12 protein-coding genes are annotated in these 11,825 nt (G+C 58.3%); 9 read left to right on the top strand and 3 right to left on the bottom strand.

What is annotated here, in order from left to right:
- Window positions 1-238 precede the first annotated feature (238 nt).
- Entirely contained in the window at window positions 239-1,006 is a 768-nt protein-coding gene (locus tag ACZ9H3_RS12280) for a GntR family transcriptional regulator (protein ID WP_065758243.1), read from the top strand.
- 73 nt (window positions 1,007-1,079) lie between these two features.
- Here ACZ9H3_RS12280 and smpB read toward each other — a convergent pair whose 3' ends face one another.
- On the bottom strand, window positions 1,080-1,562 hold the full coding sequence (gene smpB, locus ACZ9H3_RS12275; RefSeq protein ID WP_065758244.1) for an SsrA-binding protein SmpB: 483 nt from the start codon (window positions 1,560-1,562) through the stop codon (window positions 1,080-1,082).
- Between the two features lie 114 nt (window positions 1,563-1,676).
- On the opposite strand from smpB, the gene ACZ9H3_RS12270 reads away from it, so the two are divergent.
- The 3 genes from ACZ9H3_RS12270 to ACZ9H3_RS12260 are packed head-to-tail and all read left to right on the top strand — an operon-like array spanning window position 1,677 to window position 3,832.
- A complete protein-coding gene (locus ACZ9H3_RS12270) occupies window positions 1,677-3,080 on the top strand; it encodes a sodium-dependent transporter (RefSeq protein ID WP_065758245.1) in 1,404 nt (467 codons plus the stop codon).
- A 7-nt stretch (window positions 3,081-3,087) separates the two neighbouring features.
- Entirely contained in the window at window positions 3,088-3,522 is a 435-nt protein-coding gene (locus ACZ9H3_RS12265) for a type II toxin-antitoxin system RatA family toxin (protein WP_065758246.1), read from the top strand.
- On the top strand, window positions 3,515-3,832 hold the full coding sequence (locus ACZ9H3_RS12260; RefSeq protein WP_065758247.1) for an RnfH family protein: 318 nt from the start codon (window positions 3,515-3,517) through the stop codon (window positions 3,830-3,832). Before ACZ9H3_RS12265 ends, ACZ9H3_RS12260 begins: the two co-directional genes overlap by 8 nt.
- A 52-nt stretch (window positions 3,833-3,884) precedes the next feature.
- Here ACZ9H3_RS12260 and ACZ9H3_RS12255 read toward each other — a convergent pair whose 3' ends face one another.
- Window positions 3,885-4,406 (bottom strand): outer membrane protein assembly factor BamE, encoded by a 522-nt coding sequence (locus ACZ9H3_RS12255; protein WP_065758248.1) that lies wholly within the window; start codon window positions 4,404-4,406, stop codon window positions 3,885-3,887.
- Between the two features lie 97 nt (window positions 4,407-4,503).
- On the opposite strand from ACZ9H3_RS12255, the gene fur reads away from it, so the two are divergent.
- The gene (gene fur / locus ACZ9H3_RS12250; RefSeq protein WP_065758249.1) at window positions 4,504-4,908 is read left to right on the top strand and encodes a ferric iron uptake transcriptional regulator; all 405 of its coding nucleotides are present in this window, start codon (window positions 4,504-4,506) and stop codon (window positions 4,906-4,908) included.
- A 74-nt stretch (window positions 4,909-4,982) separates the two neighbouring features.
- Here the strand turns inward: fur and recN are convergent, their stop codons facing one another.
- On the bottom strand, window positions 4,983-6,656 hold the full coding sequence (gene recN, locus ACZ9H3_RS12245) for a DNA repair protein RecN (protein ID WP_099775844.1): 1,674 nt from the start codon (window positions 6,654-6,656) through the stop codon (window positions 4,983-4,985).
- A gap of 229 nt (window positions 6,657-6,885) precedes the next feature.
- On the opposite strand from recN, the gene grpE reads away from it, so the two are divergent.
- The 4 genes from grpE to dapB all read left to right on the top strand — a co-directional run bounded on the left by grpE (window position 6,886) and on the right by dapB (window position 11,604).
- The gene (grpE, locus tag ACZ9H3_RS12240; RefSeq protein ID WP_065758251.1) at window positions 6,886-7,452 is read left to right on the top strand and encodes a nucleotide exchange factor GrpE; all 567 of its coding nucleotides are present in this window, start codon (window positions 6,886-6,888) and stop codon (window positions 7,450-7,452) included.
- 101 nt (window positions 7,453-7,553) lie between these two features.
- Window positions 7,554-9,470: a molecular chaperone DnaK gene (gene dnaK, locus ACZ9H3_RS12235; protein WP_065758252.1), complete on the top strand. Its 1,917-nt coding sequence runs from the start codon at window positions 7,554-7,556 to the stop codon at window positions 9,468-9,470.
- A gap of 192 nt (window positions 9,471-9,662) precedes the next feature.
- Window positions 9,663-10,787 (top strand): molecular chaperone DnaJ, encoded by a 1,125-nt coding sequence (gene dnaJ / locus ACZ9H3_RS12230; protein WP_065758253.1) that lies wholly within the window; start codon window positions 9,663-9,665, stop codon window positions 10,785-10,787.
- Window positions 10,788-10,800: 13 nt separating this feature from the next.
- Window positions 10,801-11,604, top strand: coding sequence for a 4-hydroxy-tetrahydrodipicolinate reductase (gene dapB / locus ACZ9H3_RS12225; RefSeq protein WP_476220928.1), 804 nt, complete (start codon window positions 10,801-10,803; stop codon window positions 11,602-11,604).
- Window positions 11,605-11,825: the final 221 nt, after the last annotated feature.

Here is an 11,825-nt window from a genome sequence, read left to right as displayed (position 1 = left end):
TTGTTGTTGGTCGTGCGCTGACAGTTGGTTAATTGGTAATACCAATTTACAATGTCGTGGCGCTAGGTTAAAAGCCGTGCCGGGGGTGTGTCAATTTGCCTCGGCGAAACTTTCGTATCAGGGCGTAGGAAAAGACGCCTGAGTGGCCTGGAAAGATGCAAACTGATGGGTGTCGATCGGGTGTGGATACGCCAGAATAGGCGGCTCCGGAGGTGCCCGGGATAGTGGAGAGTACGTGATGGTTTTCGATCAGGTCCGCCAGCGCCGTTTGTCCGATGACATCGTCGAACGGCTTGAGGGGATGATTCTTGAAGGCACTTTGACTGCTGGCGAGCGATTGCCGGCCGAGCGGTTGCTGGCTGAGCAGTTTGGTGTTTCACGGCCGTCGTTGCGTGAAGCCATCCAGAAACTGGTGGCCCGAGGCATGCTGGTGAGTCGCCAGGGTGGCGGTAACTACGTGGCTGAGTCGCTGGGCTCGACGTTCAGTGATCCATTGTTACTGCTGCTTGAGAATAATCCTGAAGCGCAGCGTGATCTGCTTGAGTTCCGGCACACCCTGGAGGCCTCGTGCGCCTACTATGCGGCGATTCGTGCAACTGAGGTTGATCGCGAACGACTGAAAGCCGCCTTCGATGCGCTTCAGGATTGCTACGCCCGTGCCGATGAAGTCAGCCGGGCCGAGGAGGGGGCTGCCGATGCGAGTTTTCACCTGGCGATTGCCGAGGCCAGCCACAATGCTGTTCTGCTGCATACCATTCGTGGGTTGTTCGACTTGCTCAAGCGCAACGTTGTGACCAACATTGGCGGTATGTACAAGCAGCGCAGCGAGACACGCGACATGCTGATTGCTCAGCACCGTGATTTGTATCTGGCGATTGTCGAGGGGCGTGCGCAAGATGCCCGTGAGGTGTCTAGCCGGCACATTCTGTATGTGCAGGAAGTCCTCGAAGAGGTGCGTCAGGAAGTGCAACGGGTTGCCCGGGCCGAGCGCCGCAAAGGCCGCTAGCCAGCCGCTTTTCAGGGGCCGGCCATGCCGGTGCCAGGGTGTGGCGGGCGTTAGAGCATGCCCGCCCTAGGCCTTAGTCTTCCCGGCCCTTGCTGCGCACTGCGCGCTGCAGTTCGCGGTCGGAATCACGCTCGCGCTGGGTATCGCGCTTGTCGTATTCCTTCTTGCCTTTACCTAGCGCAATTTCGCACTTGATCAAGTGCTTGCTCCAGTAGATCGACAAGGCGACGCAGGTGTAGCCCTTCTGCTGCACAGCCGCATGCAGGCGCTCGAGCTCGCGGCGGTTGAGCAGCAGTTTGCGGGTACGTGTCGGGTCGGCAATGACGTGGGTACTGGCCGTGGTCAGTGGCGTGATATGGCTACCCATCAGCCATGCCTCGCCATCCTTGAGCACCACGTAGCTGTCCGTCAGGTGCGCCTTGCCGGCACGCAGACTCTTTACTTCCCAACCGGCCAGGACCAGACCGGCCTCGAACTTGTGCTCGATGAAGTAATCGTGTCGCGCCTTTTTATTCTGCGCGATGGTCCCTGTTGGGTGTTTCGTTTTTTTAGCCATAGGGGCGGCATTATAGGCAGTCGCTGCGCTGTCGGCTACGGGGTTGCGGTGCGCTTGAGCCGCCGGAGTGAATCCCGGACAATGCGCGCTCTTTTTTCTGAGTTGAGTGTGTCGATGTCGACGGACAAGGTTTCTGTCCATGGTGGCTGGGCCAGTCGCTGGGTATTCGTGCTGGCGGCGACAGGCGCAGCGGTAGGCCTGGGGAGCATCTGGAAATTCCCCTACATGGTCGGGGTTTACGGTGGTGGTGCCTTTGTCCTGGTTTTCCTTGCCTGCATCGCCTTGATCGGTATTCCGGTGATGCTGGCCGAAACCTTGATCGGGCGGCGTACCCGGCAAAGCCCGGCCAATGCCTTGCGTGATCTGGCAGTTGAAACCGGTCACTCGCCGCGCTGGTCCTGGTGGGCCTTCGCCGGCATGCTTACCGCATTGTTGATTCTCTCGTTTTACAGCGTTGTGGGCGGGTGGTCGTTTGACTACATCCTCGACATGGGGCGGGGTGATTTTCAAGGTGTGACGGCCGACCAGGTGGGCGCCTACTTCAATGGTGTGATCAGTGATCCTTGGCGCCTGGTGCTCTGGCACAGCCTGTTCATGGCGCTGTCTGCGGTCGTGATCGCCAGGGGTGTTGTCGCCGGGCTGGAGCGCAGCCTACGCATCATGATGCCGCTGCTGTTTCTGCTGCTGGTAATCCTGCTGGGCTACAGCCTGACCACCGGGCACTTCATGCAGGGCGTGCACTTCATGTTCGACTTCGATCCGTCGCGCCTGATGGATGGCCTGCTTCCAGCCATGGGGCATGCGTTCTTCTCGCTGAGTGTCGGTGTCGGTTCTCTGCTGATTTATGGCGCATACATGCCGAAGCAATCATCGATTGCCGGTACGATTGTGTCGGTGGCCCTGCTTGATACCTTTGTATCGTTGCTTGCCGGCCTGGCGTTGTTTCCAATTGTGTTTGCCGCCGGTTTGAACCCCAGCGAAGGGCCAGGGTTGATGTTTGTCGCGTTGCCATTCGCCTTCGGCAATGTGGCCTTCGGCCAGTTGATGGGCGTCGTATTCTTTGTTCTAGTGGCGGTGGCTGCCTGGAGCTCGGCAATTTCACTGCTTGAGCCAATGGTTGCCTACCTGGTTGAGCGTACGGGTGTGCGGCGTGGCTGGATCACCACGTGGCTGGCATTCAGTTGCTGGTTGGTGGGCCTGGGCACGGTGTTCTCGTTCAACGTCTGGCAGCAGGCAAAGTTCTTTGTGAGCGATGAAAGTGGCTTTCGGCTCTATGAATGGGGCGCCAAGGCCGGCCTGGACTTTTTCGGGGTGATCGACTTCTTTACCTCGCGCATCATGTTGCCGCTGGGTGGTTTGTGCTTTGTGATATTCGCGGGTTGGATCATGGGGCGTGAAGCGGTGCGCGAGGAATTGGCCATGCGCAGCCCGCTGCTGTTTGCTCTGACCTTCTTCTTGATGCGCTATGTGGCGCCCCTCGGCATTCTGATTGTGTTTGCCGCTCAGCTTTGGAAGTGACGCCTGGATGACTACCCATATTCAACGTTCGGCCCTGCTGCCTTACCCTGCCCAGGCGCTTTACGATCTGGTCAATGACGTGGCGCGTTACCCGGAGTTTCTGCCTTGGTGTTCTTCGAGCACGGTACTTGAGGCCAGTGATACGCAGATGCGCGCCAGCCTGGAGGTTGCCAAGGGTGGCATGAGCCAGCGCTTTGTGACGCGTAATGTGCTGGTGCCTGGGCAGTCGATCGAAATGAACCTGGAGGAGGGGCCGTTCAACCAGTTGCACGGTGTCTGGGTGTTCAAGGCATTGAACGAAAAGGCCTGCAAGATCAGCCTTGACCTGTCGTTCGACTATGCTGGTCCGCTGGTGCGGGCCACCTTGGGCCCACTCTTCAATCAGGCGGCCAATACCCTGGTTGATGCGTTCTGTCAGCGGGCAAAGCAACTCAATGGCTGAGACGATGCTTGAAATTGAAGTGGTCTATGCAACTGCCGAGCGTCAGTGGTTGCTGGCGTGCAGTGTTCCAGAAGGGACTTCGGTGAGCGAGGCGGTGCGCCTGTCCGGCATTGCCGAGCAGCTTGCAGGGGTCGACGTGAGCGAGTGCCCGTTGGGTATCTTTGGGCGTGTCGTGCCCAATCCGGCTGAGCGCCTGGTCGAGGCAGGGGAGCGTATCGAGTTGTACCGGCCGCTGCTTGTTGACCCTAAAGAGGTGCGCAAGCAGCGTGCAGCCAAGGTGGCTCGGGTGTTCAAAAAAGCCAAGCGCTAAAAACAACGGATATAAAAAAGCCCGGAATGATCCGGGCTTTTTTATGTGTGCCTTACTGCGGCGAGGTGTCCAGCGGCTGTTGCACGGGCACCGGGATAACTTCGATGGTATCCACGTCGCGTTGCAGCTTCTCTTCCAGCGAGCCGGCTTTGGCGGGCTTTTCTTTAGCCGCTTCATTGCCGCGCGCCGGGCTGATGGTGGTATTGCCGTCGCTCCCCAGGATCTCCTGGTCACGGCTCACGCCTGGCATAAAGTCGCCGGACAGGTTGGCCAGTTGGTCGTTCTCGTTGAAGAAAACGCTCATGCGTTCCTGCTGGCGTTGGCCGCCACCAGGTTGCAGGCTGTACAGGTAGTCCCAGCGATTAGGGTGGAACGTGTCCTGAATCAGTGGGTTGCCCATGATAAACCGCACTTGCCGGCGGGTCATTCCCGGGCGCAATTGGTCTATCATGTCTTGCGTTACGACATTGCCCTGCTGGATGTCGATTTTGTAAACCCCGGGGAATGAACAACCGGCGAGTGCGAGCAGTCCCACAAACGTGAGGCTGGTTAGCAAGAGCTTGGTGTTTTGCATCGGTGGGCGACTTCCACTATCTTGGCTGGACAACGTAAACCCCGATCATACCCGTATTAAGAGAAGCTGCGAAGCAGCATCGGCGAGAAAGCTGACCATGGTTGAAAATAGCGAACTACGCAAAGTCGGTCTCAAGGTGACCCTGCCTCGAGTCAAAATTCTACAGATGCTTGACTCGACCGAGCAGCGTCATATGAGCGCCGAGGACGTCTACAAAGCGTTGATGGAGGCAGGCGAGGACGTCGGCTTGGCCACTGTTTACCGGGTGCTGACCCAGTTCGAAGCGGCAGGCCTAGTGGTCCGTCATAACTTTGATGGTGGTCACGCGGTATTCGAGCTCGCTGATGGCGGCCACCACGACCACATGGTCAATGTGGAGTCCGGTGAAGTGATCGAGTTCTTCGACAGCGAGATCGAAAAGCGCCAGAGAGAAATTGTTGCCGAGCATGGCTTTGAGCTCGTGGATCACAATCTGGTGCTGTATGTGCGCAAGAAGCGTTAATCGTTTCCAGCATTAAGGCACGGCATAGAAGGCGACCCTGGGGTCGCCTTCGTGATTTTTGGTGAGTGGATATTTCAGGCCTTGCTGGTGACGACCATTTTGCGCGCGTGGGCCAGGGACTCTTTGGTCAGGTCAATGCCGCCGAGCATTCGTGCCACTTCCTCCACGCGCTCACGTTTGCTCAGGTTGGCGACCGCGGTGTGGGTTGCATCACTGTTGCGTACTTTGTGTACGAACAAATGATGATGGCCTTGGGCGGCGACTTGCGGCAGGTGGGTAACCGTAAGTACCTGGCCGCGCTCGCCCAGTCGGCGTAGCAGTTGGCCGACGATCTCGGCTGTCGGGCCGCCAATACCTACGTCGACTTCATCGAACACCAGTGTCGGGATGCGTGATGTTTGTGCGGTGATGACCTGAATCGCCAGGCTGATGCGCGACAACTCGCCCCCGGAGGCTACCTTGGCCAGCGCCTTGAGCGGTTGGCCGGGGTTGGCACTGACCAGCAGTTCGACCTGTTCCAACCCATGGGGCAGTAGTTCGTCACTGTTGCTGGCCTGCAGTGCAATGTTGAAACGCCCCCCGGGCATGCCCAGGCGCTGGATTTCTTGCTCCACGGCGCAGGCCAGGCTGTCCGCGGCTGCTCTGCGCAGCGTGCTGAGCTCACTGGCTTTTTCCTGGTAATGGCGGGCATAGGCGGCGAGTTCTTCGCTCAAGCGCTCGATGGCTTCATCACTGGCGTCGAGCGTTCCAAGCTCGCTGCTCAGCTTGCACTGCAACTGAGTCAGTTCAGTGGGATGAACCCGATGCTTGCGTGCCAGCGTATAGATGGTGTCGAGGCGTTCTTCCAGTTGTTGCAGGCGCGCTGGATCGGCATCGAAGTTGTCGAGGAAGCGATTGAGCTCGCCTACGGCCTCTTCGACCTGAATCTGCGCGCTGGCAATCAGGTTGGCAGCTTCGCCCAGTGCTTTGGGGGCGTTGTGTACGGCAGTCAGGCGGTTGAGGCTGGCGGTCAGCGCGCTGAGTACATTGCCCGAATCGCTTTCGCTGCAATGGTCGATGACCTGGCGGCAAATGCCGAACAGGGCCTCTGCGTTGGTCAGGTTCTTGTGTTCTTGCTCCAGTTGCTCCAGCTCATCTTCCCCAAGGCCCAGGTTGTCCAGCTCTTCGAGTTGATAGCTCAACAACTGGTGACGAGCCTGCTGCTCTTCGCTGGAATTGGACAGGCGCTCCAGTTCCTGGCGCGTTTGTCGCCAGCGCTGGGCCGCCAGTTGCACCTGGCGGGCGAGGTCGGTGGCGCCTGCGTATTCGTCAAGCAGGCGGCGATGGGTGTCGGATTTCAGCAGCGACTGATGTTCGTGTTGGCTGTGAATGTCGATCAGCAGTTCGCCCAGTGCCTTGAGGTCGCTCAGCGGGCAGGGTGTGCCGTTGATGTAGCCGCGGGTGCGCCCCTCGGCAGTGATGACGCGCCGCAGGATGCAGGGGCCGTCAGTGTCCAGGTCGCGTTCGGCCAGCCAGGCCCGAGCCTCGGGGATGTCGACCAGGTCGAAGGTGGCCAGGATGTCGGCTTTGTCTGCACCTGGGCGTACCACGCCACTGTCGGCCCGGTCGCCGAGTGTCAGGCCCAAGGCGTCAAGCATGATCGACTTGCCGGCCCCGGTTTCGCCAGTGATGACGCTCATGCCACGGGACAGTTCGAGGTCCAGGTGTTCGACGATGGCGTAATTATGTACAGACAGATGCACCAGCATTGGGGCGGCTCCCAAGTGTTAAGTCTGGTTATTTATACAGTGTTTTCAAATCGGCTGACAATGCCTGGTTTTAGCTCTGTTTGCTTGAGTGAGGTGGCTTTTGATCGCGAGTGATCATAGCGCGGGTGTGCTTCTGCTGATTTCAGCCCTTGAACCTGCATTTTGCGACCCCATATAGGCGGCAGATGCGCGAGTTCAGCTCGCTGACAAAATTGAAAGGAGAGATTTTATGGCTGACGAACAGATGCTGGACGAACAGAATCTGAACGCCGACAAATCCGCAGGCGCGACCGGCGACGACCTCAATGCTCGCGTTCAGGTGCTCGAAGAGCAGCTGGCGGCGGCCCAGGATCAATCTCTGCGTGCTGCAGCCGATCTGCAGAACATTCGCCGTCGTGCTGAGCAGGATATCGAGAAGGCCCACAAGTTCGCCCTGGAAAAGTTCGCTGGCGACCTGCTGCCGGTCATCGATAGCCTGGAGCGCGGTCTGGAGCTTTCCAGTGCCGATGATGAAAGCATTCGCCCAATGCGTGAAGGCATTGAGCTGACGCTGAAAATGTTCCACGACACCCTCAAGCGCTTCAACCTTGAAGCCATTGACCCGCATGGCGAGCCGTTCAATGCCGAGCATCACCAGGCCATGGCCATGCAGGAAAGCGCTGAGGTAGAGCCTAACAGCGTGTTGAAAGTGTTCCAGAAGGGCTATCAGCTCAATGGTCGTCTGCTGCGCCCAGCCATGGTTGTGGTCAGCAAGGCGCCGGCACCGGTTTCGCCGTCGATTGACGAGCAGGCTTGAAATCGTCCGGGGCGTCCCCATTTAGGTGTCAAGCATTCAAGTATTACCGCAGTTAGCCAGCACTGCTGCGGCAACCTTATTCAAGTTTCGGGAGAGTTAACATGGGTAAAATCATCGGTATCGACCTGGGGACCACCAACTCCTGCGTCTCCATTCTGGAAAACGGTAACGTCAAGGTTATCGAGAACGCCGAAGGCGCGCGTACCACCCCATCGATCATCGCTTACGCCAACGATGGCGAGATTCTGGTCGGTCAGTCGGCAAAGCGTCAGGCTGTCACCAACCCGCACAACACCCTGTACGCAGTAAAGCGTCTGATCGGTCGTCGTTTCGATGAAGAAGTCGTTCAGAAAGACATCCAGATGGTCCCTTACAAGATCGTCAAGGCTGACAACAACGACGCCTGGGTTGAAGTGAACGGCCAGAAAATGGCGCCGCCTCAAATCTCGGCTGAAATCCTGAAAAAGATGAAGAAGACCGCCGAAGACTACCTCGGCGAGGCAGTGACTGAAGCGGTTATTACCGTGCCTGCCTACTTCAACGACAGCCAGCGTCAAGCTACCAAGGACGCCGGTCGTATTGCTGGTCTGGACGTCAAGCGCATCATCAACGAACCTACCGCTGCTGCGCTGGCGTACGGTATGGACAAGGCCAAGGGCGATCACACCGTGATCGTTTATGACCTGGGTGGCGGTACCTTCGACGTGTCGGTGATCGAGATCGCCGAGGTTGATGGTGAGCACCAGTTCGAAGTACTGGCAACCAACGGTGACACGTTCCTCGGTGGTGAAGACTTCGATATCCGTCTGATCGACTACCTTGTTGACGAGTTCAAGAAAGAAAGCGGCATGAACCTCAAGGGTGACCCGCTGGCCATGCAGCGTCTGAAAGAGGCCGCTGAGAAAGCCAAGATCGAGCTGTCTTCGAGCCAGCAGACTGATGTCAACCTGCCGTACATCACTGCAGATGCCACCGGTCCTAAGCACCTGAACGTGAAGATCTCCCGCGCCAAGCTGGAATCGCTGGTTGAAGACCTGGTTCAGCGCACCATCGAGCCTTGCCGTATCGCGCTGAAAGATGCCGGTATCGACGTAGGTTCGATCAACGACGTGATCCTGGTTGGCGGCCAGACCCGTATGCCGCTGGTACAGAAAGCCGTTACCGATTTCTTCGGTAAAGAAGCGCGTAAAGACGTCAACCCTGACGAAGCCGTTGCCATGGGTGCTGCTATCCAGGGTGCCGTTCTGGCAGGTGACGTGAAAGACGTTCTGCTGCTGGACGTTAGCCCGCTGACCCTGGGTATTGAAACCATGGGTGGCGTGATGACCGCGCTGATCGAGAAAAACACCACCATTCCGACCAAGAAGTCGCAGGTGTTCTCGACCGCTGATGACAATCAGAGCGCTGTGACCATTCACGTGCTGCAAGGTGAGCGTAAACAAGCCGCACAGAACAAGTCCCTGGGCAAGTTCGACCTGGCTGACATTCCACCAGCACCACGTGGCGTGCCTCAGATCGAAGTGACCTTCGACATCGACGCCAACGGTATCCTGCACGTTGGTGCGAAAGACAAGGCCACTGGCAAGACTCAGTCGATCGTGATCAAGGCCAACTCCGGTCTGTCGGACGAAGAAATCGAGCGCATGGTGCGTGATGCCGAGGCTAACGCCGAGGAAGACCGCAAGTTTGAAGAGCTGGCCGCTGCCCGTAACCAGGGTGATGCACTGGTGCACTCGACTCGCAAGATGGTCGCTGATGCCGGTGACAAGGTCACTGCCGAAGAGAAGGCTGCTATCGAAGCTGCGGTCGTAGCGCTGGAAGCTGCCGTTAAAGGCGATGACAAGGCTGCCATCGATGCCAAGGTCGAAGAGCTGTCGAAGGTCTCCGCGCCAGTGGCTCAGAAAATGTACGCTGAGCAGGGCGAGAAGCCTGAAGCTGCTGCCAAGCCTGCGGAAGAAGCTGGCAAGCATGACGATGTAGTCGACGCCGAGTTCGAAGAAGTCAAAGACAACAAGTAATTACTACAGGTTGTCGGCCGGTTGACTGCATTTTAGCGGTGGCTGGTAGGATGTCGCCGCGCGGGGGCTTGCTCCCGCGTTGGCGTGTCTGGAATACCCGAATTTTTACGGCATTCGACCGGGTTTGAATGCTGGCGGCATAGCGCGAATAGCGCAGAGGTTTGCCGAACGTCCTCAAGAGTACAAAGACTTATGGCAAAGCGTGATTATTACGAGGTTCTGGGTGTAGAGCGCGGCTCCAGCGAGGCGGAGCTGAAGAAGGCTTATCGTCGTCTGGCGATGAAGCATCACCCGGATCGTAATCCCGATGACAAAGAGTCGGAAGAAAAATTCAAGGAGGCCAACGAGGCCTACGAAGTGCTGTCCGATAGCAGCAAGCGTGCGGCGTATGACCAGTATGGCCATGCCGGCGTCGACCCTAGCATGGGTGGTGGCGGTGCTGGCTTTGGTGGTGCGAACTTCTCCGATATCTTCGGTGATGTGTTCAGCGACTTCTTTGGTGGTGGTCGGGGTGGTTCCCGTGGCGGTGCCCAGCGTGGCAGCGACCTGCGCTACACCCTGGAGCTGAACCTCGAAGAAGCGGTGCGCGGCACCACGGTCAATATCCGTGTGCCGACACTGGTGAACTGCTCGCCGTGCGAGGGTTCCGGTGCCAAGAAGGGCTCTTCGCCCTCGACCTGTCCGACCTGTGGTGGTATTGGCCAGGTGCGCATGCAGCAGGGCTTTTTCTCGGTCCAGCAGACCTGTCCGCGTTGTCATGGCCAAGGCAAGATCATTACCGATCCTTGCGATGCATGCCATGGCGAAGGGCGTGTCGAAGAGTACAAGACGCTGTCGGTCAAAGTGCCGGCCGGTGTCGATACCGGAGACCGCATCCGTCTGTCTGGCGAGGGCGAGGCGGGTAGCCATGGTGGGCCTACCGGCGACCTTTATGTTGTGATCAATGTGCGCGAGCATGCGATCTTCCAGCGTGATGGCAAGCATTTGTATTGCGAAGTGCCGATCAGTTACACCGATGCTGCGCTGGGTGGCGAGCTTGAAGTGCCGACCCTTGATGGTCGGGTCAAGCTGAAGATCCCTGAGGGTACTCAGACCGGCAAGCAGTTCCGTCTGCGCGGCAAGGGTGTTGCCCCGGTGCGTGGCGGTGCGGCGGGCGATCTGATGTGCCGCGTCGCAGTCGAGACGCCGGTCAATCTGAGCCGCCGTCAGCGTGAGCTGCTCGAAGAGCTGCGCGATTCGCTGGACTGTGACAGCTCCCATTCTCCCAAGGCCAGTGGCTGGTTCGAAGGCGTAAAGCGCTTCTTCGGCGATCTGTAAGAAGGAACAGGGCATGCGACGTATAGCGGTAATGGGTGCTGCAGGGCGGATGGGTAAAACCCTGATCGAAGCTGTGCAGCATGCGCAGGGTGCGGGCCTGACCGCGGCTGTGGATCGTCCGGGCAGTACGCTGATCGGTGCGGACGCTGGTGAATTGGCAGCGCTGGGTCGTATTGGTGTGGCGCTGTCGGGTGGTCTGGAGCAGGTGGTCGATGACTTCGATGTCCTGATCGACTTCACCCACCCGTCGGTCACGCTGAAAAACCTGGCGTTTTGCCGTGAGTCAGGCAAGGCCATGGTGATCGGTACTACCGGCTTCAGTGCTGAAGAAAAGCAAATGCTGGTAGAGGCGAGCAAGGAGATTCCGATTGTCTTCGCCGCCAACTTCAGCGTGGGTGTGAACCTGTGCTTGAAGCTGCTCGACACTGCTGCCCGCGTGCTGGGTGATGACGTCGATATCGAGATCATCGAGGCGCATCATCGGCACAAGGTCGATGCACCTTCGGGTACGGCGCTGCGCATGGGTGAGGTGGTTGCCCAGGCCTTGGGTCGCAACCTGCAGGAAGTGGCGGTCTATGGTCGCGAAGGTCAGACCGGCGCCCGTGATCGGCAGACCATTGGCTTCGCTACCGTGCGTGCCGGCGATGTGGTTGGCGATCACACCGTGTTGTTCGCGGCTGAGGGTGAGCGCGTCGAGATCACCCACAAGGCCTCCAGTCGCATGACCTTCGCCAAGGGTGCGGTGCGTGCCGCATTGTGGCTGGAAGGGCGCGAACCTGGCCTGTATGACATGCAGGACGTGCTGGAACTGCGTTAAGCGTTGTTGAAAGTGTGCCTGCAAGTCGGCTCTTTGGGCTTCACTGGAGCCGGTCTTGCGGGTTGCTTCTGAATCCTGGCGACGTCCTGTCGCATTTCTGCGCCTTTCAGGCACATCAGCGGTAGACCAAAAATACGTTTTTCTGTAAGCTACAGCTTTAGTGTGTCCACTAAAAGCGCGCAGATAATTCGACGAAGAAAGCGGGGTGACGTGTCTATACG

It is taken from the genome of Pseudomonas sp. TE3910 (genome assembly GCF_056279025.1).
This window is presented reverse-complemented; position numbering and strand designations above follow the sequence as displayed.

Bases quoted from the DNA above. Each gene is read 5' to 3' on its own strand.
- ACZ9H3_RS12255 (WP_065758248.1), bottom strand. From the start codon at position 4,406: ATGCAAAACACCAAGCTCTTGCTAACCAGCCTCACGTTTGTGGGACTG.
- ACZ9H3_RS12260 (WP_065758247.1), top strand. From the start codon at position 3,515: ATGGCTGAGACGATGCTTGAAATTGAAGTGGTCTATGCAACTGCCGAG.
- recN (WP_099775844.1), bottom strand. From the start codon at position 6,656: ATGCTGGTGCATCTGTCTGTACATAATTACGCCATCGTCGAACACCTG.
- dnaK (WP_065758252.1), top strand. From the start codon at position 7,554: ATGGGTAAAATCATCGGTATCGACCTGGGGACCACCAACTCCTGCGTC.
- dnaJ (WP_065758253.1), top strand. From the start codon at position 9,663: ATGGCAAAGCGTGATTATTACGAGGTTCTGGGTGTAGAGCGCGGCTCC.
- ACZ9H3_RS12270 (WP_065758245.1), top strand. From the start codon at position 1,677: ATGTCGACGGACAAGGTTTCTGTCCATGGTGGCTGGGCCAGTCGCTGG.
- fur (WP_065758249.1), top strand. From the start codon at position 4,504: ATGGTTGAAAATAGCGAACTACGCAAAGTCGGTCTCAAGGTGACCCTG.
- dapB (WP_476220928.1), top strand. From the start codon at position 10,801: ATGCGACGTATAGCGGTAATGGGTGCTGCAGGGCGGATGGGTAAAACC.
- ACZ9H3_RS12265 (WP_065758246.1), top strand. From the start codon at position 3,088: ATGACTACCCATATTCAACGTTCGGCCCTGCTGCCTTACCCTGCCCAG.
- grpE (WP_065758251.1), top strand. From the start codon at position 6,886: ATGGCTGACGAACAGATGCTGGACGAACAGAATCTGAACGCCGACAAA.
- ACZ9H3_RS12280 (WP_065758243.1), top strand. From the start codon at position 239: ATGGTTTTCGATCAGGTCCGCCAGCGCCGTTTGTCCGATGACATCGTC.
- smpB (WP_065758244.1), bottom strand. From the start codon at position 1,562: ATGGCTAAAAAAACGAAACACCCAACAGGGACCATCGCGCAGAATAAA.